General features: G+C 65.0%; 21 protein-coding genes. 9 read left to right on the plus strand and 12 right to left on the minus strand.

Translation table 11 applies throughout. The features are described 5' to 3' along the window. The first annotated feature begins 152 nt into the window (after nt 1–152). Nucleotides 153–911 carry an N-acyl homoserine lactonase family protein gene (locus tag AC16HO_RS01795; protein WP_395642601.1) on the plus strand — a complete coding sequence of 253 codons (759 nt, stop codon included), beginning with the start codon at nt 153–155 and terminating at the stop codon, nt 909–911. An 8-nt stretch (nt 912–919) separates the two neighbouring features. Further along, entirely contained in the window at nt 920–1,582 is a 663-nt protein-coding gene (locus AC16HO_RS01800) for a cytochrome b/b6 domain-containing protein (RefSeq protein WP_395642600.1), read from the plus strand. A 60-nt stretch (nt 1,583–1,642) separates the two neighbouring features. On the opposite strand, the gene AC16HO_RS01805 is transcribed toward AC16HO_RS01800, so the two are convergent. Beyond that, complete coding sequence (locus tag AC16HO_RS01805; protein WP_395642599.1) at nt 1,643–2,095, minus strand: c-type cytochrome; 453 nt, start codon at nt 2,093–2,095, stop codon at nt 1,643–1,645. A gap of 143 nt (nt 2,096–2,238) precedes the next feature. Between AC16HO_RS01805 and AC16HO_RS01810 the strand changes: the two genes are divergently transcribed. Continuing rightward, nucleotides 2,239–3,042, plus strand: a complete 804-nt coding sequence (locus AC16HO_RS01810) for a dienelactone hydrolase family protein (RefSeq protein ID WP_395642598.1) — start codon at nt 2,239–2,241, stop codon at nt 3,040–3,042. Between the two features lie 52 nt (nt 3,043–3,094). Here the strand turns inward: AC16HO_RS01810 and AC16HO_RS01815 are convergent, their stop codons facing one another. From AC16HO_RS01815 to AC16HO_RS01825, 3 genes are all read right to left on the minus strand, one after another. Next, nucleotides 3,095–3,616, minus strand: coding sequence for a hypothetical protein (locus AC16HO_RS01815; protein ID WP_395642597.1), 522 nt, complete (start codon nt 3,614–3,616; stop codon nt 3,095–3,097). 14 nt (nt 3,617–3,630) lie between these two features. Then, on the minus strand, nt 3,631–4,638 hold the full coding sequence (locus AC16HO_RS01820; protein ID WP_395642596.1) for a polyprenyl synthetase family protein: 1,008 nt from the start codon (nt 4,636–4,638) through the stop codon (nt 3,631–3,633). Between the two features lie 150 nt (nt 4,639–4,788). Continuing rightward, the gene (locus tag AC16HO_RS01825) at nt 4,789–6,186 is read right to left on the minus strand and encodes a serine hydrolase domain-containing protein (RefSeq protein WP_395642595.1); all 1,398 of its coding nucleotides are present in this window, start codon (nt 6,184–6,186) and stop codon (nt 4,789–4,791) included. A 139-nt stretch (nt 6,187–6,325) separates the two neighbouring features. Between AC16HO_RS01825 and AC16HO_RS01830 the strand changes: the two genes are divergently transcribed. The 6 genes from AC16HO_RS01830 to AC16HO_RS01855 all read left to right on the plus strand — a co-directional run bounded on the left by AC16HO_RS01830 (nt 6,326) and on the right by AC16HO_RS01855 (nt 13,140). Continuing rightward, a complete protein-coding gene (locus AC16HO_RS01830; RefSeq protein ID WP_395642594.1) occupies nt 6,326–7,252 on the plus strand; it encodes a pseudouridine-5'-phosphate glycosidase in 927 nt (308 codons plus the stop codon). 94 nt (nt 7,253–7,346) lie between these two features. Continuing rightward, on the plus strand, nt 7,347–9,260 hold the full coding sequence (locus AC16HO_RS01835; RefSeq protein WP_395642593.1) for a CocE/NonD family hydrolase: 1,914 nt from the start codon (nt 7,347–7,349) through the stop codon (nt 9,258–9,260). Nucleotides 9,261–9,372: 112 nt separating this feature from the next. After that, entirely contained in the window at nt 9,373–9,867 is a 495-nt protein-coding gene (gene ssb / locus AC16HO_RS01840; RefSeq protein ID WP_395642592.1) for a single-stranded DNA-binding protein, read from the plus strand. Between the two features lie 108 nt (nt 9,868–9,975). Continuing rightward, nucleotides 9,976–11,232, plus strand: coding sequence for an alpha/beta fold hydrolase (locus AC16HO_RS01845; RefSeq protein ID WP_395642591.1), 1,257 nt, complete (start codon nt 9,976–9,978; stop codon nt 11,230–11,232). Then, nucleotides 11,229–12,104: an MlaA family lipoprotein gene (locus AC16HO_RS01850; RefSeq protein WP_395642590.1), complete on the plus strand. Its 876-nt coding sequence runs from the start codon at nt 11,229–11,231 to the stop codon at nt 12,102–12,104. Before AC16HO_RS01845 ends, AC16HO_RS01850 begins: the two co-directional genes overlap by 4 nt. A 19-nt stretch (nt 12,105–12,123) precedes the next feature. After that, a complete protein-coding gene (locus tag AC16HO_RS01855) occupies nt 12,124–13,140 on the plus strand; it encodes an Lnb N-terminal periplasmic domain-containing protein (RefSeq protein WP_395642641.1) in 1,017 nt (338 codons plus the stop codon). 60 nt (nt 13,141–13,200) lie between these two features. On the opposite strand, the gene AC16HO_RS01860 is transcribed toward AC16HO_RS01855, so the two are convergent. The 8 genes from AC16HO_RS01860 to AC16HO_RS01895 form a co-directional block, all read right to left on the minus strand. Beyond that, entirely contained in the window at nt 13,201–13,503 is a 303-nt protein-coding gene (locus AC16HO_RS01860; RefSeq protein ID WP_395642589.1) for a putative quinol monooxygenase, read from the minus strand. A 31-nt stretch (nt 13,504–13,534) separates the two neighbouring features. Further along, entirely contained in the window at nt 13,535–14,524 is a 990-nt protein-coding gene (locus AC16HO_RS01865; protein ID WP_395642588.1) for a carbohydrate kinase family protein, read from the minus strand. A gap of 10 nt (nt 14,525–14,534) precedes the next feature. Beyond that, nucleotides 14,535–15,371 carry an aldo/keto reductase gene (locus AC16HO_RS01870; RefSeq protein WP_395642587.1) on the minus strand — a complete coding sequence of 279 codons (837 nt, stop codon included), beginning with the start codon at nt 15,369–15,371 and terminating at the stop codon, nt 14,535–14,537. A 33-nt stretch (nt 15,372–15,404) separates the two neighbouring features. Continuing rightward, entirely contained in the window at nt 15,405–16,691 is a 1,287-nt protein-coding gene (gene fucP / locus AC16HO_RS01875; protein ID WP_395642586.1) for an L-fucose:H+ symporter permease, read from the minus strand. Between the two features lie 46 nt (nt 16,692–16,737). Continuing rightward, a complete protein-coding gene (locus AC16HO_RS01880) occupies nt 16,738–18,714 on the minus strand; it encodes an NAD(P)-binding protein (RefSeq protein ID WP_395642585.1) in 1,977 nt (658 codons plus the stop codon). 45 nt (nt 18,715–18,759) lie between these two features. Further along, entirely contained in the window at nt 18,760–21,300 is a 2,541-nt protein-coding gene (locus AC16HO_RS01885; protein WP_395642584.1) for a TonB-dependent receptor plug domain-containing protein, read from the minus strand. A 215-nt stretch (nt 21,301–21,515) separates the two neighbouring features. Beyond that, nucleotides 21,516–22,565 carry a LacI family DNA-binding transcriptional regulator gene (locus AC16HO_RS01890; RefSeq protein WP_395642583.1) on the minus strand — a complete coding sequence of 350 codons (1,050 nt, stop codon included), beginning with the start codon at nt 22,563–22,565 and terminating at the stop codon, nt 21,516–21,518. A gap of 31 nt (nt 22,566–22,596) precedes the next feature. Next, nucleotides 22,597–25,017, minus strand: a complete 2,421-nt coding sequence (locus tag AC16HO_RS01895; protein ID WP_395642582.1) for a GH92 family glycosyl hydrolase — start codon at nt 25,015–25,017, stop codon at nt 22,597–22,599. Nucleotides 25,018–25,026: the final 9 nt, after the last annotated feature.

Here is a 25,026-nt window from a genome sequence, read left to right on the forward strand (position 1 = left end):
GTGCGATGACAGGCTGGCAGAGAGTTTCGGCTTCGCTGCTTTTTGCGTTTGCGGCTTGTGCATCGGCGGCCTCGCCGCCCGCAGCCAGGCCGGCTGCGCACCCGGCGTCTTCGCCGCAACCGAGGGCTGTCGATGCTCTGGCGGCCAACGAAGTGCGGCTGTATGCGCTCGATTGCGGACGCATCGATGAGAGCAGCTTCGGCGGCTACTCCGATACCGGCGAGTACGACGGCAAGCCGCGCACGATGAGCGCGCCGTGCTTCGTGATCCGCCATCCGCAGGGCGTGCTGCTCTGGGACACGGGGCTCGGCGACAGATATGCCGAGGCCAAGGGCGGTGTCGACGACGGCGGCACGCACCTGAGCGTGAACGTGCGCCTCGTCGACCAGTTGCAGGCGATCGGACTGACTCCCGCGAGCGTCACGTTCGTCGCGTTCTCGCACCTGCATGCCGATCACACCGGCAACGCAAACCTGTTCGCTCGTTCGACGTTCCTGATGAACGCGAAGGAGATCGCCTGGGCGAGCGCAACGCCGACGCCGATCGGGGTCGACCCGGCGACGTTCAGCGTCTACGAATCGGCGAACAAGCAGATGATCGAGCGCGACCACGACGTGTTCGGCGACGGTCGCGTGCTGATCCTCAAAGCGCCGGGCCACACACCCGGCCACCAGGTACTGCTGCTGCGCCTGAAGAAGGCCGGCGTCGTGGTCCTGTCGGGTGATCTGTACCACGCACGCGAGAGTCGCCAGTTCCGCCGCGTGCCCGCGTTCAACGACAGCCGCGCCGACACGTTGGCCTCCATGGATCGCATCGAAACCATCGTCAAGAACCTGCACGCGCGTTTCGTCATCCAGCACGATCCTGCCGACTTCACCGCACTGCCAAAATTCCCTGCCTACCTGAACTGAGTGACGCGATGAACACGGAAGAAAAATCGGTGCGCGTTTGGGACCTGCCGACGCGTCTGTTCCATTGGGCGCTGGTCGTGCTGATCGCGCTGCAGTTCGCCACCGCCGAATTCGGCTTTCTCTCGATGCAATGGCACTACCGCTTCGGCTGGGCGACGCTGGCGCTGATCGTGTTCCGCGTGCTGTGGGGATTCGCCGGCTCGCAGACCAGCCGCTTCGCCGATTTCGTGCGCGGGCCGCGTGCCGTCGCGGGCTATGTCAGGGCGATGTTTTCGGTACCGGCACACATTGGCCACAACCCGCTCGGCGGTTGGTCGGTCGTGGCGATGCTGCTGTGCGTGCTTGCGCAGGCGACGAGCGGCCTGTTCGCGAGCGACGGCATCGACGAGGATGGCCCGTTCGTCGACGCCGTGTCGGGTGCGACGGTGAAGCTCGCCACGCGGCTGCATCACCTCGGTGAAAACGTGCTGCTGATCCTGATCGCGCTGCATATCGCCGCGGTGCTGCTGCACCGGCTGCTCAAGCACGACGATCTGATCACGCCGATGATCACCGGGTGCAAGCCTGCCGCACAGCCCGCGCCGATGCGTTTCGTCAGCGGCTGGCGCGCACTCTTGTTGTTCCTCGTCGTCGCGGCATTGACGCTGGCGTTGGCCAGCCAAGGCCAATAGCGCCGGCGTTGAGCGGCCGCAGGCCGCCCGAACGGCGGAAATTGGGCCGGTTTTGCCGGCCTAATCTTTCTTGTACTTGTCATGGCAGGCCTTGCACGCCGCCGCGACTTTCTTGAACTGCTCCTTGTCTTTCGCCTCGTCGCCCGCCTTGGCGACTTCGGCGAGCAGCTTGGCCTGCGTGTCGAGGTCCCTGGCTTTGCCCTGGAAGTCGTCCCAGTTCGCCCAGATCTCGGGCTTGGCGTCCGTCTTGCCCTTGTCGGAGCCCTTGGCGAAGCCCTCGAGGATCTGGTCGCCCAGATTGGCGATGCGCCCCGCATGCTTGGAGAACTCCGTGGCTTCGAATGGATGTTTGCCCTTGACCATCGCGCCAAGCGGGCCGAAATTCCAGCCGATCACGGTCATCAAGCCTTGGCGGTAGTCGATCACGTCTTCCGGCTTCGCGCTGTCATGGGCGAAGGCGAGCGCGGAAAGAGCGAGGGTGGAAGCGGCGACGAGCAGACGTGGCTTGAGCATGGCGGCCTCATGGCGGTTGCGGAATGCCGGACGAGTGTAGCAAACGCAGCAACGAAGGGCGCGCCGCGATCGCGCTATCATGGCGGGAAGATCGGCGCGCGTGTCGGCGTCGACTTTCCGCCCGTGTCTCGAGGAGTACCGTGATGAAACGCCTGCTGGTGCTTTGCCTGCTGTCCTGCTTTGCGGCGACCGCCGCGCATGCCGCGATGGTGACGAAGAATCTCGACTACGAGGTCGGCGGCAAAAAGATGCAGAGCGTGCTGGTATACGACGACGCGATGAAGACGCCACGCCCCGGCCTCGTCATGACGCCGGACTGGCTCGGCATCAACGCCGACAATATCGCGCTGGCGAAGCAGATTGCCGGCAAGGACTACGTTCTCCTCGTCGCCGATGTCTACGGCATCGACACGCGGCCGAAGAACGCAGAAGAAGCCGGTGCGGCGACGAAGAACATGTATGCGCATCGCGACGAGTTGCGCGCGCGCATCAATGCCGCGCTTGCCCGGCTCAAGGCTCAAGTTGGCAAGGCGCCGCTCGACGGCCAGCACTGGGGGGCGATCGGCTTCTGCTTCGGCGGCGCTACCACGCTCGATCTCGCGCGCAGCGGCGCGGATGTGGCCGGCGTCGTTTCGTTCCACGGCAACCTCGCCGGCGATCCTGCGTTCAAGGACCAGATCAAGGCCAAGGTGCTCGTGCTGCATGGCGCCGATGACAAGTTCGAATCGCCCGAGCAGGTCGCCGGATTCCAGCAGGAGATGCGTGACGCCGGCGCCGACTGGCAGTTCCTCAGCTACGGCGGCGCCGTGCATTGTTTCGCGATCCCCAGCGCCGACGGCAAGGTGCCGGGGTGCAAGTACGACGAGCGGACAGCCAGGCGTGCGTTCGCGCAGATGAGGGAATTCTTCGTCGATACCTTCGCCGCTGCGGTGGCTTCACGCAAGTAGGCTACCCGCGGCCGGCCGCGGAAGGCGTTTCGTAACGGCGCCGGCCCGCAGGCTAGGGCGCGCGCAGCAGATCGATCGCGGTGACCTGCCGGATCCAGCGCGCCGGGCGTTTTTCGCTTGGCGCGACGATGCGGAACGGGCCGTCCTTGGCGGTCAGCGGCTGGCCGTCGCACTCGTGGGTGAGCAACGGGACATCGGCGCCGTGGAACATCGGGTCGAGTTCGGCCAACGCGTAGACGACCTGATAGCCGTCGGCCGCGCGCACGCGCACGTAGAGCGCGAGGTCCCTGCCGCGCAGCTTCTCGCCGCCCGGCGCGCCGACCTGGGCAAGCACGTCGATCAGGCTCGCGCCGCGGCAGTCGACCTTGTGTCCATGCGCTTCGGCCAGCGCGCGCCGCTGCGGCAGTTTGTCGAGCGCGGCGACATCCAGCGCCAGCGTCTTGCCGTTCTCGCCGGCGACGGCAACCGGCGCCGCCATCGGCCGCGCCGGCGCCGGCTGTCCTCGCGCCGTGACGAGGGATGCGAGGGTCACTGCGAGGGCTGCGCACAGCGCAACGGGAAGCGAGCGGGTCATCGTGGACTCCGGAGTCAATGGTCGCGCTGCAGCGCGTAGTCGGCGAGCGCGGCGAGCGCATCGCGCGCCGTGGAAGGCGGCAAGGTATACAAATTCTCTTTTGCCGCTTCGGCGTACTGCCGGGCCAGTGCGCGCGCGCGTTCGATCGCGCCGGTGTCGCGGATCGCGGCAATGATGTTGTCCAGCGAATCGAGGCCGCCGGTTTCGATTGCACGGCGCAGCGAGGCGGCCTGCGCGGCCGGCGCGCGCTCGATCGCGTAGATCAGCGGCAGTGTGGCCTTGCCTTCGGCGAGGTCGTCGCCGATGTTCTTGCCGAGCGTGCCGGCGTCGCTGACGTAGTCGAGCACGTCGTCGGCGATCTGGAACGCGTAGCCGAGATTCATGCCGTAGGCGTACAGCGCCTGCTCTTGCGCCGCCGGCACGCCGGCGAGCACGCCGCCAAGGCGCGTCGCCGCGGCGAACAGCACGGCGGTCTTGCGCTCGATCACCTGCAGGTAGGCGCGCTCGTCGGTATCCGGATTGTGGATGTTGAGCAGCTGCAGCACCTCGCCCTCGGCGATGCGGTTGGTCGTGTCGGCGAGGATGCGCATGACCGGCATCGAGTCGAGTTCGACCATCAGCTGGAACGAGCGCGAGTAGAGGAAATCGCCGACGAGCACTGAAGCCGCGTTGCCCCACAGCGCGTTCGCGGTCTTGCGCCCGCGGCGCAGGTCGGACTCGTCGACGACATCGTCGTGCAGCAGGGTCGAGGTGTGGATGAACTCGATCACCGCGGCGAGCTGGACATGATCCTTGCCGGCGTAGCCGGCGGCCTGCGCGGCGAGCAGGTGCAGCATCGGCCGCAGACGCTTGCCGCCGCCGCCGATGATGTGCTCGGCGATCTGGTTGATCAGCACCACGTCGGAGGCGAGCCGCGCGCGGATCAGCGCATTGACCCCGGCCATGTCCGGCGCGGCCAGCGTCTGGGCGTCGACAAAGCGGGGCGGAGTGGATTCGGCAGGCAGAACGCGGACGCTGGACATGTGCGGGGCGAGGCGGGATTCTGCGCCGATTGTAACAGGCGGATGCGACTCTCTGCGTTGTAGCGCGGACGTCGTTCCCCGCGCATGCCGAAGCGATACGACATCGACCGGTGCCGCCACGCGCGGCCGGGCAGCGCCGGGCGGAGGGTGCTACTCCGCGCTCAAGGTGTATTGCTCGATCAGCCCGTCCGCTGTGGAGCGCACGACGATGTTCAGGTCCTTCTGCGCGAATTTGGCCTTGTACGTGCGCGTGACGAGGCCGCCGCGCAGGCTGTAGCCGGCGGCTTCGAACGATTTCGGCTTGCCGAGCGGGGACAGGCCGGCGTGGAAGTCGGCCAGTGCCTGGGCGGTGAAGTAGCTCTTCGCGTTGGCGGTCAGACGCGTGGTATCGATCTTGCCATCGCGCAGCTCGTCGAAGATGCGCCGGGCTTCGGCGAGCGCCGTCGTGTCGACCGGAAACGCTTGTGCCAGGAGCAGCTTCTCGAGACTGTCGGCGATCTGCCCGGAAGCACCAGTCGCGTCCTGATTGGTGAGCACGACGACGGCGAGGCCCTGGTCGGGCAGGATCACGTTCGTCGCGGTGAAGCCGCCGACTTCGCCGCCGTGCGACAGCACGCGCCGGCCCGAGCGCAGTTTGACGTCGAGGCCGAGCGCATATTGCGAACCGGCGCCGTTGGTGAGGCGGATCTCGCCGGTGAGGTCGCGATAGCCGGCGTCGCTCAATACGCGCTTGTCGATCAGCGAGATGTCCCAGCGCGCGAGATCGGACGCGGTCATCGCCAGTTCGCCGGCCGCGAACAACCAGCCGCGGCCTTCCTTCGCCGACGCGCGCAGCGGCCCGAGGCCGTAGCGCATGTAGCCGACCGCATCGCCGGGCGGCAGCGGCGCGGCGTCGAAGTCGTAGACGCTTTTCATCGCCAGCGGTTCGAAGACGCGCTCGCGCAGGAAATCGAACAGCGGCTTGCCGGCGGCTTTTTCGACGATGAGACCGGCGATGGTGTAGCCGGTGTTGCTGTATTGCCAGGCCGTGCCGGTCGGGAAATCGAGCGGCTGGTTCGCCCAGCGCGCGATGATGTCCTTCGGCGCAACCGGCTTGAGCATGGCGGGCGGGTCGTAATCCTGCGGCCAGAAATCGCGCACACCGGAGGTATGCGAGAGCAGCGCACGGATGCTCGCGTCGGCGGCGGGGCCGAGGTTCGGCAGCCATTTGCCGGCCGCATCGTCGATGCCGAGCTTGCCCTGTTCCTGCAACAGCAGCAGTGCCGTCGAGGTGAATTCCTTGCTGATCGAGCCGATCGCATAGCGCATCGCGGGCGTGGCGCGGCGGCATGGATCGAGCTGCGCGCAGCCGTAGGCCTGGGCGTAGACGATGGTGTGGTCGCGCACCAGGGCGATCGAAGCCGAAGGCACGCCGGTGCGCGCGAGAATCGAATTGACGGCGCCGTCCACCGCGGCGGCGGGAGCGTCGGCCGATCCCGTCCGGGCGACGAATGCGCCGGCGAGGACGAGGCACCAGGAGAGCGGAGTCTTGCGCGGGCGTATCGTCATGGCGTGCCTTGGTCGGAGCGATGCAAGATCATAACGGCTGCGGGCGGCGCTGTTCGAGTTGCCGGCGGCAGGGTATTGTTGACGACATGCCTGCCGAGCCCGTTCTTGCCTCATCGTCGTCCCTGCCGGAAGTCGGCGCATGAGCGCGCTCCTGGCTTTCTCCGACGAAGCACGCCGCGCGCTTTCCGATGCGCGGCCGCTGGTCGCGCTCGAATCGACCATCATCACCCACGGCATGCCGTATCCGCAAAACGTCGAAACAGCGCGCCGCGTCGAGGCACAGGTGCGCGCCGCGGGCGCGGTGCCGGCGACGATCGCGGTGATGGCGAGCCGCATCCGCATCGGCTTGTCCGACGACGAACTCGAAACGTTGGGCCGCGCGCGCGAGGTGATGAAGCTGTCGCGCGCCGATCTCGCCGCTTGTCTTGCCAGCGGCCGCACCGGCGCGACCACGGTTGCGGCGACGATGATCGCCGCCGCGCTCGCCGGCATCGACGTATTCGCCACCGGCGGCATCGGCGGCGTGCATCGCGGCGCGGAGTCCTCGTTCGACATTTCCGCGGATCTGCACGAACTCGCGCAGACGCGCGTCACCGTGGTCAGCGCCGGCGCCAAGGCCATCCTCGACCTGCCGAAGACGCTCGAGGTGCTGGAGACGCTCGGCGTGCCGGTGATCGCCGTCGGCCAGCAGGAATTCCCGGCGTTCTGGTCGCGCTCGTCGGGGCTGGTCGCGCCGTTGCGATTGGACAGCGCGGGCGAAATCGCCGCGGCGCACCTGCTGCGCGCGCGCCTGCGCCTGCCCGGTGGGCAACTCATCGCCAATCCGATTCCGCACGAGGCCGAGATCCCGCGCGATGAGATCGTGCCGGCGATCGAAGCAGCGTTGGCCGACGCCGCGCGTCAGGGCGTCGTCGCCAAGGCGGTGACGCCGTTCCTGTTGCAGCGCCTGTTCGAGCGGACCCAAGGCCGTTCGCTCGCGGCGAACATCGCGCTGGTGCTCGACAACGCGCGTCTCGCTGCCGGGATTGCGGGCGAGATCGTGCGCCAGCGGCAAATCGAGCCATAGCCACTTGGTACATGCCTCAAACCAACTTTTGGCGCTATGCGCGCGGCGCGTTCACGTCTAGTATCGCCTGTCATTTCCGCACCGAGGCTTCGCGATGAATCCGATTCGTTTCGCCGGGCTGCTGTTTCTCGTTGGTGCCGTTTCGGCACAGGCCGATACGCCGCCGCTGTCGCCCGACATCCCGAAAAACTTCGCCGTGCCGACGCAGAACTACGACTACGTCAAGCGCGTGGCGATGATTCCGATGCGCGACGGGACCAAGTTGTACACGGTCATCATGATTCCGAAGGGGGCGCACAACGCGCCGATGATCCTGACCCGCACGCCGTACAACGCTGCCAAGCGCGCCGAGCGCGAGGTCAGTGGCAGCATGCTCGCATCCCTGCCGCAGGGAGACGAGGTGTTCGTCAAGGCCGGCTATATCCGCGTGTTCCAGGACGTGCGCGGCAAGTACGGCTCCGAGGGCGACTACGTGATGACGCGGCCGCTGATCGGGCCGTTGAACCACAGCAAGGTGGATCATTCCACCGATGCCTGGGACACGATCGACTGGCTGGTGAAGAACGTGAAGGAATCGAACGGCAAGGTCGGCATGCTCGGTTCGTCGTACGAGGGCTTCACCGTGATCATGGCGCTGGTGAATCCGCATCCTGCGCTGAAAGTTGCGGCACCCGAAAGCCCGATGGTCGACGGCTGGATGGGCGACGACTGGTTCCACTATGGCGCGTTCCGGCAAACCAATTTCGACTACATTTCAGGGCAAACCACGGCGCACGGGGAAGGCAAGAAGATCGTGCGTGCCGGCTTCGACGACTACGACAACTTCCTGCGCGCCGGTTCGGCCGGAGATTTCGCGCGCGCGGCGGGACTCGACCAACTCGGCTTCTGGCGCAAGATCACCGAGCATCCGGCCTACGACAAGTTCTGGAGCGAGCAGGCACTCGACAAAACCATGGCGAACACGCCACTCAAGGTGCCGACGATGTGGCTGCAGGGCCTGTGGGACCAGGAGGACATGTGGGGTGCGATCCACTGCTACCCGGCGATGGAAAGCAAGGACGAGCACAACGACAAAAACTTCCTCGTCATGGGTCCGTGGCGGCACAGCCAGGTCAACTACGACGGCACCTCGCTCGGCCCGCTGCAGTGGGACGGCGACACTGCATTGCAGTTCCGCCGCGACGTGCTCAAGCCGTTTTTCGACCAGTACCTCGTCGACGGTGCGCCCAAGGTCGATACGCCACCGGTGTACATCTACAACACCGGCGAGAATCACTGGGACCGCTACGCCGCGTGGCCGCTGAGCTGCGCAGACGGCTGCGCGGCGAAACCGAAGCCGCTGTATCTCGCGGCGAGGCAGGGCCTGTCGTTCGATGCGCCTGCCGCGGATGCGGGCACCTTCGACGAATACGTCTCCGACCCGGCCAAGCCCGTACCGTATCAGCCGCGCCCCGTGCACTTCGCCGACCACGACGCGTGGACGCGCTGGCTCGTCGTCGATCAGCGTTTCGTCGATGGTCGCCCCGACGTGCTGACCTATGTCAGCGAACCACTCAAGCAGCCGCTGCATATCGGCGGCGCGCCGCAGGTGCACCTGGTCGCCTCGACCAGCGGCACCGACAGCGACTGGGTGGTCAAGCTGATCGACGTCTATCCGGACACGGTGCCGTCGCGTCCGGAGATGGGCGGCTACGAGCTCGGCATCTCGATGGACATTTTCCGCGGTCGCTATCGCGCGAGCTTCGCAAAGCCCGAGGCAATTGCCGCGAACCAGCCGCTGGTTTACCAATTCGGCCTGCCGACCGCGAACCACGTGTTCGAACCGGGGCATCGCATCATGGTCCAGGTGCAGTCGAGCTGGTTCCCGCTCTACGATCGCAACCCGCAGACCTTCGTGCCGAACCTGTTCTTCGCCAAGCCGGGCGACTACGTCAAGGCGACACAGCGCGTCTACCGCGGCGGTGCCAACGCGAGTTACATCGAGCTGCCGGTGGTGCCGGCACGGTAGTCCAGATGTCGGCGATATCCTACGCCGACCGGTCGCCGTTTCGTACAGTGGCCGTTCGCGCGCATGCTATGATTTGCCTCACGCAATCGCACCGGACCGGAGACGAAAACACATGGCACGCGGCATCAACAAGGTCATCCTCGTGGGCAATCTCGGTGCCGATCCGGAAACGCGCTACACGCCGTCGGGCGCAGCGATCACTTCGATCCGCATTGCCACCAGCGAGTCGTGGAAGGACAAGCAGACCGGCGAGCAGCAAGAGCGCACCGAGTGGCATCGCGTCGATTTCTTCGGCCGCTTGGCCGAGATCGCCGGCGAGTACCTGAAGAAGGGCCGCCAGGTGTACGTCGAAGGCCGCCTGCGCACCGACGAATACGAGAAGGACGGGGTCAAGCGCTACTCGACCAAGATCGTCGCCGACGAGATGCAGATGCTCGGTGGCCGCGAGGGCGGTGGCGGCGAGGGTGGCGGTTATGGTGGCGGTGGCGGCTACGGCGCGCAACGCGAGCGCGGTCCCGCGCGCGGTCCGCAATCCGCGCCCGCACCGCGCAGCGCGCCGGCGCCGAAGCCGGCCGACAACTTCGACGACGACGAAATTCCGTTCTGAGTGGTTCGGCGCGCCTCGCCCACCCGGGGGCGTAGTCGGGCGGCAAATGCCTGCCGCGCGGGCGTGTGTCGTGCCCTGCTCGCCGTCGGTTGCATCGGAATGGTCGCCGTGTTGGCACCGCCTGCGTATGCGGTTCCGGTTGTCGGCTTGGCCGATTCCGCGGGATTGCGCGCGACCGTGTTCGGCACGCCGCCGCAAGACATGGCGCCGCTGCCGGCGACGGTGCCGCTGACCGAGGTCGATATCGCGCTGCCGTGGCGGCTGCCAGCTCCCGCCGTCTTCTGGTTCAATGTCCGCCTGCGCGCGTGGTTTTCCGCGCAGCCGGGCGAGGCACCGCTCGCCGTGGTCATCGCCGGCACCGGCAGCGGCGGCAACTCGGCAAACAATGCGACGTTGCGTGCGGTGCTCTATGGCGCGGGTTATCACGTGCTGACCTTGCCGTCGCCGACATTTCCCGGCTTCATCGTTGCGGCTTCGCATACCGGTGTCGCCGGCGACCTGTGGCAGGACAGCGAGGATCTGTACGCGACGATCGAGGTCCTGCGCGCGAATCTGCCGCGCGAGACGAAGATCTCCGCGATCGACGTCGTCGGCACCAGCCTCGGCGGCGCGCACGCGGCGGTGGTCAAGGCGATCGACGCGCGCGAGCATCGGCTCGGTATCCGCCGCGCGGTGATGATCAACCCGCCGGTCAGTCTCATCGCCTCGATCGGTCGCCTCGACCGGCTTTTTGCGCAGAGCATCGGCACCGACGAGGGCGCGGTCGAGCGCTTCTACCAGCGCCTGTATGCGCAACTGGCAAATGCGTATCGCGCGTCCGACGCCGTGCAGCTCGATGCGAACTTCCTGCTCGGTGCGGCGGCGGCGATCCTGACGAACGACCGGGAGTTCTCCGCGGCGATCGCGTTGACGTTTCGTGTCGCCTTCGTCAACCTGTTCTTCGCCGGCGATCTGTACGCGCGCGCCGGCGTCGTCGTCAATCCTGCGCAACCGCCGAAAGTGGGCGACGATCTCGAGCACTACGCGCGCGCGCTGCGCGGCAAGACCTTTGCCGAGTATTTCGACGGCGTGTTCGTGCCGTACTACACGCGGCACCGCGCCGGCGCGACGCGCGAGTCGCTCATCGCGCAGAGCCGGCTCGACATCATCGGCGATGCGCTGCGCAACGATCCAGATACCTATGCGCAGACCAACCGAGACGATCTGATTCTGGACGGTGCCGAGCTCGCCTGGCTCGAACGCACGCTCGGCGCGCGCATCGCCGTGTACGACCACGGCGGGCATCTGGGCAATCTCGGCGAACGCAGGCAGGTTGCCGATCTTCTCGACATGCTCGGCGGGCGCTGGCGCGGAGCCGCGCGATGAAAGCGCTGGCATGCGTGCTCGCCGCCGGCCTGCTCGCCGGCTGCGCGGTCGGGCGCGTTGAGCTGCGCACGCTGGCGCCCGATCGGCCCGCAGCGGCGAACGCGGCCGCGGCGGAACGCTACGCCGCGTTCGCGCAGGCGGCGGAGGCCGACGCGCAGGCGACGAAAGAGGCGAGGGCGGCGGAGTTGCCGCCGGTCACGCCCGCCGATGCGCCCTCGCTGCGCACCTACGATCCATGGGAGCGCATGAACCGTTTCACTTATCGCTTCAATGCGCGCTTCGACGAAGCGGTGTTCTTCCCGGTGGCCAACGCGTACCGGCGCATGCCGTTACCATTGCAGCGGGGCGTGCACAATTTCTTCGGCAATCTGGGCGAGCTGAACAGCGTGGTCAACTTCGCGCTGCAGGGCCGTCTCATCTACTCCGCGCGCAGCATCGGCCGCTTCCTGATCAACACCACGGTGGGCATCGGTGGCCTGCTCGATGTCGCAGCGAAATTGCGTCTTTCGGCGGCGGCGACCGGGCTTGGCACGACGCTGGCGAAATGGGGCATGCAGCCGGGACCGTACCTCGTGATCCCGTTCGTCGGGCCGTCCACGTTGCGCGACGGCATCGGCTTCTTCGGCGACATCGGCGCGGCCTGGGCGGTGGACATCGGCGGCCTGTATGACAGCAGCGGGCGCTCCTGGGCATTGGGCACCGTCAATGCGATCGATCAGCGCGCGAACATCGATTTCCGCTACTACGAAACCGGCTCCGCCTTCGAGTACGAAGCGGTGCGTTTTCTCTACGTGCGCAGGCGTCTGATCGAGGACGAAGGTCTGCGCCGCGCGCCGCAGCCGCGCGTGCCGGGCAAGGCGGCCGGACAATGACGGCAGAGCGCGCGACGTGATGGCGATGCGCGGGCGTCGCGTGGTGGTCTGGACGCTGAGCGCGCTGGCCGTGCTCGTGCTCGCGATTCCTGCTTGCTGGGGCGCGGCGGCGCTGTGGTACCAGTTGCCGGGCGGGCTTGCGCTGCGTGCCGCGGGCGTCCTGGTCTGGGCTGTGCTGTGTGCCGCACTGCTCGTGCTCGCCCGGCAGGGCAGGGCGCTGCTCGCGACGATCGGCTTTGTTGCGCTGTTCGCGGGACTGCTGTGGCGGTGGCAGACGATCGCACCATCGAATGATCGGCAATGGGCCGACGACGTCGCGCATGGCGTCACCGGCGCCGTTGCCGGCGACACCGTCACGCTCGACGACGTGCGCGACTTCGACTGGCGCAGCGAGCGCGAATACACACCGCATTGGGAAACGCGCCGGTACGACCTGAAGAAGCTCGAATCGGTCGACCTGATCCTGTCGTACTGGATGGGGCCGTCGATCGCGCACACGCTGGTTTCGTTCGGTTTTGCCGACGGCGCGCACATCGTTTTCTCGGCCGAGATCCGGCGCGAACGCGGCGAGAAATTTTCCGCTATTGGCGGCTTCTTCAAGGAATTCGAACTCGTTCTCATCGCGGCAGATGAGCGCGACATCGTGCGCCTGCGCAGCAACGTGCGCGGTGAGGACGTACGCCTGTTCCGCGTCAACATGCCGAAGCCGGCGATGCTGGCGCTGTTCCACGCCTATGTCGCCGAAGGCAACACGCTCGCTGCGACGCCGCGCTTCTACAACACGGTGACGACGAACTGCACGACGCTGATCTACCACATGATGCGCAGCATCGTCGGCAACCTGCCGCTGGACTGGCGTCTGCTGTTCTCCGGCCACATCGACGAATACGTCTATGCGCGCGGCGGGCTGGACACGCGCTATCCGCTCGAGCAGCTGCGCGAGCTCGGCAGCATCGACGCGCGCGCGCGGCAGGCGGACCGAAGCGGAAATTTCAGCGCCGAAATTCGCCGCGGGATTCCCGAGTTGCCACGCTAAGGCCGTTCTAGTCTTTCCACGCGAGGTCGTTGACGAGGTTGTCCTGGCGTTGGGTCCATCTCATACCCGTAACAGGAACGTCAGCTTGGACTGGTGTTCCACGATGAGTGGGGCAAGCGCAGCGTTGAAAGAAGCGCCGTATGGCGCGCTTAGATGCGCCTGGAAGGCGGCTTCGTCAGCATATTCCTCGTATACGAAGAAGGACTCGGGTTCGTCCGCCTTGCACGAGGCCTCGAACAGCACGTTGCCGGCCTCTCTGCGGACGGCCACGGCGTAATCCTTCAAAAGGGCCGTGACGGCGGCGGCGTTGCCAGCCGTGGCGGTGAAGGTGGCGTACAGAACAACGGGCGTGCTGTCGGTCATCGTATTTTCCTTGTCGTTGAATTTCGATGCGTCACGACTGTGCTTCGATCAGGGCTAGCACGTCGTCCCGCGTCGGCATCGCGGCGAAGGCGCCTTTGCGCGTCACTGCGAGCGCACCGGCGGCGGCGGCAAACCGCACGCTTTGCTCCAGTGCCGCACGGTCGCGGCAGAACGTACTCAGCGCCGTGCCGTCGGGCAGCCGCGCAAGCTGGTACAGCAATCCGCCGACGAAGGCGTCGCCTGCCGCGGTGCTGTCCTGCATCTGTACTCGGAACGCCGGCACTTCGCCGCTGTCTTCGCGCGTATGCCAGCGCAGCGGATGGTCGCCGTCGGTGACCAGAAGCAACTGCGCGTTGCCCTGCCACAGGCGTTCGATCACCGCCGCGCCGTCGGCGTGGGCGGCGTCGCAGAGCCAATCGAACTCCTCGCGCGAGAGCTTGACCATATCGGCCAGTGCCAATGCCTGCCACAAGCGCGATGCCGGATCCTCATCTCGCGGCCACAGCATTGGCCGCAGGTTCATGTCGAAGCTGACCAGCGCTCCCGCCGCGCGCGCGCGGCGCATGCCCTCGAATGTGGTCCGTGCGATCTGCTCTTCGGTCATGCAGACGGAGCAGACATGGAACAGGCGGATATCCTCGAACCTGAGCCGGTCGAAGTGCGCGGCGCGGAACAGCATGTCCGCCGACGGAGGTCGGTAGAAACTGAAGCTGCGCTCGCCGCGCGCATCCAGCGCGACGAAGGCCAGCGCGGTACGCGCCTTGTCAGTACGCACTACGCCGTCGGTGGTGACACCCGCCTCGCGTAGGCTCTGCAGTAGGAAATCACCGAACATGTCGTTGCCGAGCATGCCGACGAAATGACTGTCGCCGCCGAGCCGCGCCACCGCGACCGAGACGTTTGCTGGCGCGCCGCCGGCAAACTGCAGAAATGCGCGCGGCGCATCCGGCGTAGCGGGCGGTTGCGCCAGCATGTCGATCAGCGCCTCGCCGAAGCAGACGATTCTTCTGTGTATACCCATCGGTCCGCGCTCAGCCCATGTCCTCGTAGTCGGCGGGATCCGGCCCCAGTCGCGTGCCGTTGTCGAGTGCGTCGATCCCGGCGATGTCGTCGGCGTCGAGCGCGAAGTCGAAGATCGCTGCGTTTTCGTCGATACGCGCCGGCGTGGCCGACTTCGGGAAGATCACCCGACCCGCCTGGATGTGCCAGCGCAGGGTGATCTGCGCAGTGGTCTTGCCATGCTTGGCGGCGATCGTCTGCAATGCCTGGTCGGCGAGCAGCGCGCCGCCATGCGCCAGCGGGCTCCAAGCCTCGGTGACGATGCCGTGCGTCTTGTTGTAAGCACTCAGTTCAACTTGCTGCAACATCGGATGCAGTTCGATCTGGTTAACCACCGGCACCACGCCAGTGGCGGCGACAACGCGCTCGATATCCTGTGCGCGGAAGTTGGATACGCCGATCGAGCGCACTTTGCCGGCCTCCCGCGCCTTCATCAACGCCTCCCAGCTTTCGACGAAGCGGTCGTGGCGCGGGCACGGCCAATGGATCAAGTAGAGATCGACGTAATCCAGTCCAAGCTTGGCGAGGCTGGCATCGAGCGCCTTCAGCGCCCGCTCGCGGCCTTGGTCGGGATTGCGCAGCTTCGTGGTGACGAACAACTCGGAGCGCGGCAGGCCGGAGGCGTGGATCGCGCGGCCGAGGCCCTCCTCGTTGCCGTAGGCGGCGGCGCCGTCGATGTGGCGATAGCCCAGTTCGAATGCGGTGCCGAGCACACGCGGCACGTCGGCGTCCGCAACCTGCCACATGCCCAGCCCGAGTTGCGGGATACGCTGGCCGTCGTTGAGCGGAACGGATGGAATCGATGACATGGAGTCTCCTGAAAAATCCAGACGAATGAAGAGTCAGCGCAGTACATGCCGGGCACGTAGCGCGAAGGCGAGAATGACGACGAAGCCGAGTGCGGGTACCGCGAAGGCCCAGTGGATCCCGGCCGCATCCGAGACAGCGCCCATCAGCGCCGGCAGCAATGCGCCACCGATGATGGCCATAACCAGCATCGAGGAACCGAGCTTGCGATGGTCGTCGTCCATGCCCTCGAGGCCGAGCACGAAGATCGTCGGGAACATGATCGACATGAAGATGCTGACGCCAACCAGCGCGTAAAGGCCGATCATGCCGGGAAAGGCGATTGCGACGAGGCAGAGCAGTAGATCGATCAGCGCGAAAGCGGCCAACAGGCGCGTCGGCGACAGCTTACGCAGCAACGCGGAGCCGGCGAAGCGTCCGCCCATGAACAGCGCTAGCGAAAGCGTCAGAAACCCAGCTGCGGTCTTTTCCGGCGTGCCGGGCACCACGTCCTGGAAATAGCGGATCAGGTAGCTCCAGACGCCGACTTGCGCGCCGACGTAGAACAACTGTGCCACCACCGCGAACACGAAGTTGCGATTGCGCAACAGTTCCTTCAATTGTGCCCCTGTGCCGGCCTCGTGCCGGCCGCCTTCTTCGTGCGGGGTTGGGAATGTCGTCCGCGCTACCAGTGTCGCCCATAACGCCACTACCATGCCGATCACCAGATACGGCAGCTGCACGGCGTGCGATTCGGCGACGAAATATGCTGTGCGCGCGGCCGGCACCATCGCCGCGAGGTCCTGCGCGCGATGCTCGATTCCGGAAAAGATGAAGTGCGAGCCGATCATCACGCCGGTCATTGCGCCGAGCGGATTGAACGCCTGCGCCAAGTTCAGGCGCCGTGCTGCGCCTTCCGCCGGGCCGAGCACGATCACCAGCGAATTGGCCGAAGTCTCGAGAAACGCCAAGCCGCTGGCGATCACGAACAGCGCCAACAGGAACAAGCCATAGGTATGGATTGCAGCCGCAGGATAGAACAAGAAGGCGCCAGCCGCGAACAGCAGCAGGCCGAGGACCACGGCTGCCTTGTAGCTGTAGCGGCGCATGAATATGGCCGCTGGCATCGCGAACAGGAAATAGCCGAGATAGAACGCGCTCTGCACCAGCCCCGCCTGCAGGTCGGAAAGCTCGAAGGCCTTCTTAAACTGCTTGATCAGGATGTCGTTGAGGCTGGCCGCCGCGCCCCAGAAAAAGAACAAGCTGATGATCAGCACCAGCGGCAGCAGCGCGGTGCGCATTTCGGCATTGGCTGGAACCGTGGAGTTTTCGCTGTAGTGCATTCGATTTTCCTCCCAGTTACGAACAAACTGCTCTTGGTTGCCCGCTTCAGAAATTGACGCTGTTGCGTAGGTTCATCCGCAGCTCGCTGACCGCCCGACGCGCCTGGTCGATGGCGTCGGGCGTAGTGTCGCGCGCGGCGGCATCGCAGTTGGCGATGGCGATGTTGCCGCAGGGCATTCGCGCGCGCTCGTGCGGCGGCTGCTCACCGCGGTCGATGAACTCGTCGAATACCGAGGAATACATGTACGAATAACCATGTCCCCAGCGGTTGATGGTGATGCCGGCGATGTCGCGGCGAGCGTCGAAGCCGTATGGGCCGAGCATACGCGAAAGCTGGTCGCGCACGTGGAGTTCGTAGGTCTCGAAGTCGGTGCCGTACATCTCGTTGCGGGCGATGCGGTATTGGTCCTTGACCGGGAGCCCCGGTGTCTCGAACACGCGCAGCATTGTCAGTACGGTCGGTTCGTCGGGTGAGGTCGAACGCTTGTAGCCGCCGATGTCCACCGGGCATTCCAGCAGGATCTGAGAGTAGTAGCCGCTGGGGGCGTTGATGAAGCAGGCGCCGGCCTTGTGAAACGCACGCCAGTTGCGCAGCCAGACGTTGACCCAAAGGTTTACCGCATGCACCTGATAGCGCAGCGCTTCCTTCTGCCAGCTCGGCAATTCTTGGCAGATGTAGGGGATGATGTGGTGCCAGCACGCCAGCACGCAGTGGCGGGCGCGCACGCGATGAATTTTGCCGTCGCGGGAATAGAGTACGCTGACGCCGTTGGGTGTGTTGGCGACCTGAACCGCGGTGCTGCTCAGACGGATGCGATTACGGTTGGTGGGCAAGTCCAAGCGCGAATAATCGGCACGTTGCAGGATCGAGTCTTCGAGTGTCTTGCCGGGCAACGCCTCGGGGATCAGTTGGCGGACGATCAGGCGGGCGATGGTCGCGTTGCCGTCAGGAAAATGGTAGTTGGCAATGGGCTTGTGGGTCGTCGCCGCCGGTGGACTCGATGCGCTCGGTGGCAGCGGATTGTCAGGGCCGAGATCCATGCCGAGAAAACCCGGCATGCCGCGTCGGCGCGCCGCAATCGCCGACATCCCGGACAGCCCGCGCGCGCTGCCGAAGGTGCGGTCACGCAGGTAGGCGACGGCCATCGGGTCGACCTTGGCAATGTCCAGCAGGAAGTCGCGGTAGGTGATCCTGCGCAACCTCTTCACGCGCTCGGCAGGCGTCATATCGGGCAGATAGTCGGTCTTCGCGGTGTACAGCCGGTACACGTCCTTGCGCGCCCGCTCGTTCATCGGTGCGCGTGCAAGGAACTCGGACCATCGTTTCGTTTGGTCGGGCGGGGTATTCGGGTCGTGCAACGGGACGAATTCGATCCACGGCGCAGGATCGCCCATCAACAAGTCCTTGCTGAAAGTAGCCTGGTCGTAGTAAACCGACTGTCCCATGCCGAGGCGCTGGTAGAAAAAAGTGTCTTGGTTGTCACGATTGAGCCGGGCGATATCATCGATACCTATCGACTGCATGAAGCTGCGTGCGTTCTCGCTGCCGGGCGAGATACTAAAGGTGCCGGCGTTGGAGATCACGGTGCGGCCGCCGAAGTCGAACTCGTTGCGCTTGGCGTGGCCGCCGAAGTCGTCATGGTTGTCCAGTACCAGCGTGCGCGCCTGACCGCCACTGTCGCGTGCGTAATACAGAGCCGAGGACAGCCCACTTATGCCGCCGCCGACAACGACGAGGTCGTATTCCTCGCCGGCGTCTTGGATCTGCTCCTCATTGATGTGCAAAGTACCGTCGCGCATGGCATGACCGACCTGGTACGCTGGGAAGCTGCTGCCACGCATACCGGTCAGTGCGGGCGGATATAGGCCGCTCGGCGCCGCGGCCGCGTTCGTAGTCGGCGACGTCGACGGTATTCCCGCAGCGGCGGCCAACACATTTGGGACTAGGCCGGAAGCGGCAAACGCCAGCGAACTGTTGAGCATGCCATTGACGAAATCGCGACGCTCGATGTTGTCGAGCATGCCCAGCTTCTCGTACCTCTTCTCGGTCATGTGAGTCTCCTGAAATCAGAAGCGGTAATTGATGCGCGCATAGTAGTAACCACCCAGCGCGCTGATGGAATCCAGCGGGTCGTACATCCATTGGTAGGTTGCCTGGTTGCTGGCGCTGATGGCCGCAGCCGGAATCTTGCTGGGCTTTTTGTCGAAGACGTTATCGACGCCTGCGGTCACGCTGAGGCCATTGCCGAAGTCGTACCCACCGGACAAGGAGGTGATCAGTTTGGGTGAGATTGTGTAGTGATAATTGTTGCCGAGGCGCTTGATCGGCCCGTACTGAATAAAGCGAATCCCAAGGTTTACCTGGTCGCGCGTCCAGGCGAGCCCGGCGACTTGGGTGTATTTAGGCGACCGGTAGCGCAGGTTGTACTGGGTCGCTTCGTTAAGCAACGCGACGTACGGCAGAGTGGCGAGAATCGGTGGAATCCCCTCGGCTTGGGTGATGTCGGTCTTGACACTATTGAGGGCGTAGTCCCACGTCCACTTGCCGATGTCACTGTCGATGGTTCCGTCCGCGGTGAATTCGATGCCGCGAGTCTGGGTGGAGCCGATGGTGCGCAGGTAACTGACGAACAGCCCCTTGCCGGCGGGGACCGTGTAGCCGGCGTTGTTCAGCAGGGCATTGATGGTCGCCAGTTGGTTGGCATTCAGGACGTTGCCGTAGAAGTCCACCACCCGGGTCGGGTTGGTAGGGTCGTAGCCGACGTAGGTAGACATACCCAATTGGTCGTGGATGTCGATCTGGTAGCCATCGATTGCCAGATGCACATTGTCCGCCGGCGAGTATGTGAACCCCAAACTGTAGTTCGTGGATTTCTCCGGTTTGAGTGGGACCGCACCCAACGCAAGGGCCACGGGCGAGGAGACGCGGGCATTGATCTGTCGGTAGGTTGGCGTATCGGAAGTGAGTTGGAAGTTCTCCGCAGCCAGCGATGGGGCGTGAAAGCCATTGCTGACGGTGGCACGGATCGCGAACGTGTCGGTGAAGTCAAAACGCGTGGTCAACCGGCCGGTGGAGACGTTGCCAAAGTCGGAATGGTCTTCGAAGCGGCCGGCGATATCTAGGTACCAGCGTTCGGTGATGTTGGCCGATGCGCCGACGTAAGCCGCCAGACTGTGGCGCGTACCATGAACGGCATCTGCTGGCAAATATCCTGAATAGGCAGTGATGGCGCTGCCATACCAGGAGGCATATTCTCCCGCACCGCGGGTGTAGCCTTCGTTCTGGTACTCCAGCCCGGCGCTGAAATCCAATGGCGAATGGAGTGCGGCGACATCGAAGCCGCGGCGCAGGTCGAGATTGAGTACGGTCTGGGTGTAAGCCAGTTTGCCCGAATAGACGTCGGTAGGCGCGCCGGGATAGGTGAGCGAGTAGTTGGCTGAGTTCTTTGTGTATACGTTGTACGTGTCACGGTTATTGGTGGCGCTCAAGTCCCAATCCCAACTGCCGGACATGCCCTTCAGGCCGAGTACGGTGGTGTAGTCCTTTTCCTTGCCGACCGCCCTAGGCGTGAATCCGTTCGGATAAACTGTGTACAAGCCGGCGTTGCTAGTCCAAGTCGTGTAGGGCGTTCGCGTATTCTGGCGCGTGCTCATCCGGCGCTCGCTATAAGTCGCGAACGAATACAGCCTCGCCGAATCGCTGAGAGCATATTCAAGGTTGTATGCAGCGGACTTCAGATCGTATTGCGGGGTGCTGTAGGCGTAGTCCTTGACGTTGCCGCGGTTGACTTCGGCCGGGTTGGCGGTGGTGCCGGGGCACAGGCTGTTGTAGGTGCAGAGCTTGACTAGGGTGCCGCTGGAGTTGATCGCCGGGTACACCAGGTAGGTATCCCGATAGGGTCTGGTGCGGCTCGCTTCCTGCTGGTTGGTTATGTCTGCAGAGAGATCGATAAACCCATTTTGGCCAAGAGGCAGACCGATGCTCGCCCCGTATTTGCCGCGAACGCCGTCGCCGGCGAAGCTTGTGCCGCCTTCGGCCGACACGTTGCTACCGCTGCGAGAAGACTTAAGTATGATGTTGACCACGCCGGTGATGGCGTCGGAACCGTAGATAGCAGAGGCTCCATCGCGCAGCACTTCGACATGGTCGACCGCGCTCATCGGGATCAGCGCGATATCGGTATAGTTTTGACCGGGAAAGCTGGTGTCGCTGGTGTAGGGACTAACGTTGCGGCGTTTTCCGTTGATCAGAACCAGTGTGTAGCCCGGAGAAAGATTGCGCAGCATCGCGCCGCGGACCTGATTGTCCAACCCACTGCCATAAGTCTGCAGGCTCAGTGACGGCAGCTTGGTCAGCAGTGCTTGCAACAGATCGCCCTTGCCCGTGGCGACGAGGTCCTTCGCGCTAATAAGGTCGATCGGTGTGGAACTGTTCTCCACCGTGCGCGTGCTGTTGCGCGAACCGGTGACGAGGATGGTTTCCATGCTCTTGGGTTCCGTTTCCTGTGCGAAGGTGCCGACCGGCGCCACTGTGGCGGTTGACGCGATGGCAACAATGGTTGCGACGGATAGCGAATTGTGGATTTGCGTGCGTGATGGCTGTTTCATCTCGATCCCCTCAGATCTGATTTAATGAATGGGCGTGATTTAGAACGATCTAAATTCACTCGATAAAAAACGAGCTTTGACTCGCCCCATTTGCGGCGATGCTGCTCGGGAAGTTCGTATACCGCGGAAATTAGATCGATCTAAATACTCTTGCAAAAAAATAGCATAGTTTTGTATCGAATGCATGCTGCTTTGCGGTAGCGTGCGGCTTTCTTTCATGTACATGTCGGCGGAGGAGTGCTCGCGCGCACCTGCAATTGCGCGGACGCAGTAGTCTGGCGGAATCGGGTGTGTGCCGCGCCGAGCTGGGCGAGCAGCAACTCCGCCGCCTGCCGTCCGCGCTCACGCGGTTGTGTGGCGATCGTGGTCAGCGGCGGCGAGGCGAGCGCGGCTTCGGGAATGTCGTCGAATCCGGTCAGGGCGAAGTCGCGCCCCGGACGCAAGCTGCGCGCAACCAGGCCTAGCATCAGTCCCAGCGCGACCGCATCGTTGTAGCAGACCGCCGCGGTCGGATGGTGCTTGCCCTGGAACAGCGCCGGCGTGCTCGCCGCGGAATCGATGCGGCTCGGCTTGGTCTCGATCATCCACTCCTTGCGCGCATGCAGACCGGCCGCGCGCATCGCCTTCTCGAAACCGGCACGGCGCTGCCGGCACGAACTGGAATCCGCGTGGCCGCCGTAGAATGCGATGCGGCGGTGTCCGCGTTCGATCAGGTGCGCGGTGGCGAGTTCGGCGCCGTGCTGGTTGTCGAGGGCGAGGAAATCCCAGTTGCCGCCTTCGATCTTGCGGTTGAACACGAGCACCGGAAGGTGCGGGCCGAGCACGCTGCGCAATTGCGCCGCATCGCTGTGCTCCGCCGGGGAGAGGATCAGTCCGGCCGGGGTGTGCTCCATCAATGAGGCAAGCACGGCCTGCTGGCGTTGCGGGGATTCGCCGGTGTTGCCGAGCAGGGTGACGTAGCCGCGCTCGCCGAGTGCCTCGTCGACGCCGGTGGCGAACTCGGCGAAGAACGGGTTTGCCAGGTCGTTGATCACGAGCGCGATCGCATTCGAGGTGCGCCGACGCAGGTTCGCCGCGCCGCGGTTGTAGACGTAATTCTGCTTCTTCAGCTCGGCCTGCACGCGCGCGCGTGTGTCCGCATGCACGAGCGGGCTTTCGCGCAGCACGAGCGACACCGTCGCGCGCGACACGCCCGCGCCGGCGGCGATGTCGCAGACCGTCGGCGCACGCTGCGTGGACGCGGATCCGGTTGCGGCCTTCTTCATGTTCCTTCCCCCTGATCGGCGCGTATTCGCATCAACGGACCGGCGTATTCGGGCAGGCCGCCGGCGGCAGGTCGGCGACATGCGTGCCCCAGGCCGGTGCCTTGTCGGCCAGCGCGTAGCGGATCGTCGCGCCGTGGCGCAGCGTGTCCCAGTCGGTAAAGACTTTCGACTGGCTACGGCCGTCGATCTGTGCCGCTTCGATGTATTGCAGCTTGCGTCCGTCGGCGCCGGGTGCGTCGACCACGAGCGCCTTGCCGCCGGCGAGGTCGATCTCGACGTGCTCGAAGCGCGGCGCGTGCAGCAGCAGTTGGCCGGTGCCCGGCATGCCCGGATAGAGGCCGAGCGCGCTGAACAGGTACCAGGCCGACATCGTGCCGAGGTCGTCGTTGCCGGTGACGCCGTTCGGTCCGTCGGTGAACAGGGTCTGCGCGGCGCGCAGCACGACCGCGGTCTTCCATGGCGCACCGGTCAGCGTGTACATCCACGGGCTGTGCAGATCGGGTTCGTTGTTCGGGTTGTAGCGGAACTGATTGTAGTAGTCGTAGGCGCCCATCACCCATTCCTTGCGCGCCGCATGCAGCGGATCGGCGAGCAGCTTGTCCAGCGCGAAGAAGACGTCCAGACGTTTATGCGTCTGTTCGGCACCGCCCATCGCCTTGACCAGTGATGGCACATCCTGCTGTTCGAGCCACTGATACTGCCAGGCGGTGCCCTCGTGGAAACCGTCCTCGCTCGACGGCAGATACGGCTTGTCCTTTGGCGAGTACCAGTTGCCATCGATCGTTTTCGGCCGCGGGAAACCCTTGAAGCCGCCGTGCTCGTTGTCCACGACCGAGGCATCCCACAGGTTCTTCCAGTTGCCGCTGCGCGCCGCCCAGCGCCGTGCATCGGCGTTCTCGCCGAGGCCGCGCGCCATCAGGGCGAGCGCGCAATCGGCCTGCGCGTACTCGAACGTCGCCGAGGCCGCGTGCTCCTGGTCGACATCCATCGACTTCTTTTTCGACGAGGTTTTCTCGTACTCGACGAAGCCGTGGGCGATGTAGTTGGGGTTGCCGGCGCGACCTTCCTCGCGCCACGAACGCGGCGGTACACCGTCGGCGTTCTGTTTGAGCGCAGCGTAGGCACGCTTGGCTTCCTCGTCCTGCAGCGCGCCGTACTTCCACAGATCGGCGAGGAACGGCGTGACCGGGTCGCCGGTCATCGTGTTCGTCTCGTAGTTCGCATAGCCCCAGCGTGGCAGCCAGCCACCCTGTTCGGCGATCGTCACCACCGTTCGGGCGATGTCGCGCGCACGCTGCGGACGCAGGATCGCGAGCAACTGGTTCTGCGCACGGTAGGTGTCCCAGAGCGAGAAGTATTCGTAGTAGGTCCAGCCGTCTGCAGTGTGGATCGCGTCATCCCAGCCGCGGTAGCGGCCGTCGGCGTCGCTGCCGGTGAGCGGCTGCAGCAGGCTGTGATAGAGCGAGGTGGTGAACACGACGCGGTCTTCCGGCGTGCCGCCGCGCACGCGCACGCTGGCGAGCTCCTTGCGCCAGGCGTCCTGTGCGCGTTGCTTCACTTCGTCGAACGCGAGCGGCCTGCCCCCGCCGTAGCCTTCCGCGCGCAGGTTGTTGCGCGCGCCTTCGGCATCGACGTGCGAGACCGCACTCAGGATCGTCACGTTGCGCGAGTCCTTGGTGTCGAACGTGAACCAGGCGCCGTTCGGGGCTTCGGCGGCGCTGGTTTCGTTCGTGCCGGGTATCGCCTTGAGCTTGCCCCAGGTACCGTGCGCGCGGAATGGGCGGTCGAATTCGAGCCGGAACCAGGTCGTGTACGCGCTGCCGCCGCAAAAGCCGATCGCTTCGAGCGAGCCCTCGACGGCGCGGTCGCCGACGACCTTGAGCTCGCTGTGGATGATGCGGTGGCGAACTGTGGCCTGGCCGAGGTTGACGAGAATCTGCGCCTGCGCGTCGCCGGCGAACGTGTAGCGCTCAGCACCGACGCGGGTCAGCGCGCTGGTTTCCACATTGATGCCGCCGTAGTCCGTCAGGCGCACCTTGTAGTAGCCGGGCCTGCCGATCTCGCCCTGGTGTTCGTAGGCGGCGGCGTAGTGCGACTGGTCGAAGGTCTCCGGTTTGCTCGTGTCGAAGGCGAAGCCGGCACCGGCGCCGATCGTGCCGGTCACCGGCAGGATCGAGATGAGGCCACCCTGCTCGAAGCAGCCCGCGCCCGAAAGGAAAAAGTGGCCGAAGCCGCGGATCTTCTTGTCGGTGTATTGCCAGCCGGCGTAGTGCGAACCGATCGGACTGACCTGGATCATGCCGAACGGTGCCGACGCGCCCGGGAACGTGTTGCCCTCGTCCTGGGTGCCGATGAAGGTGTTGACCGTGGCGATCGGGTCCGCTTCCGCGGCGACGGCGCCCGCGCACGACATGACGGCGAGCAGGATGGCGGCTGGTATCTGGTTTGACATCACGAAACG

Source organism: Rudaea sp. (assembly GCF_057139185.1).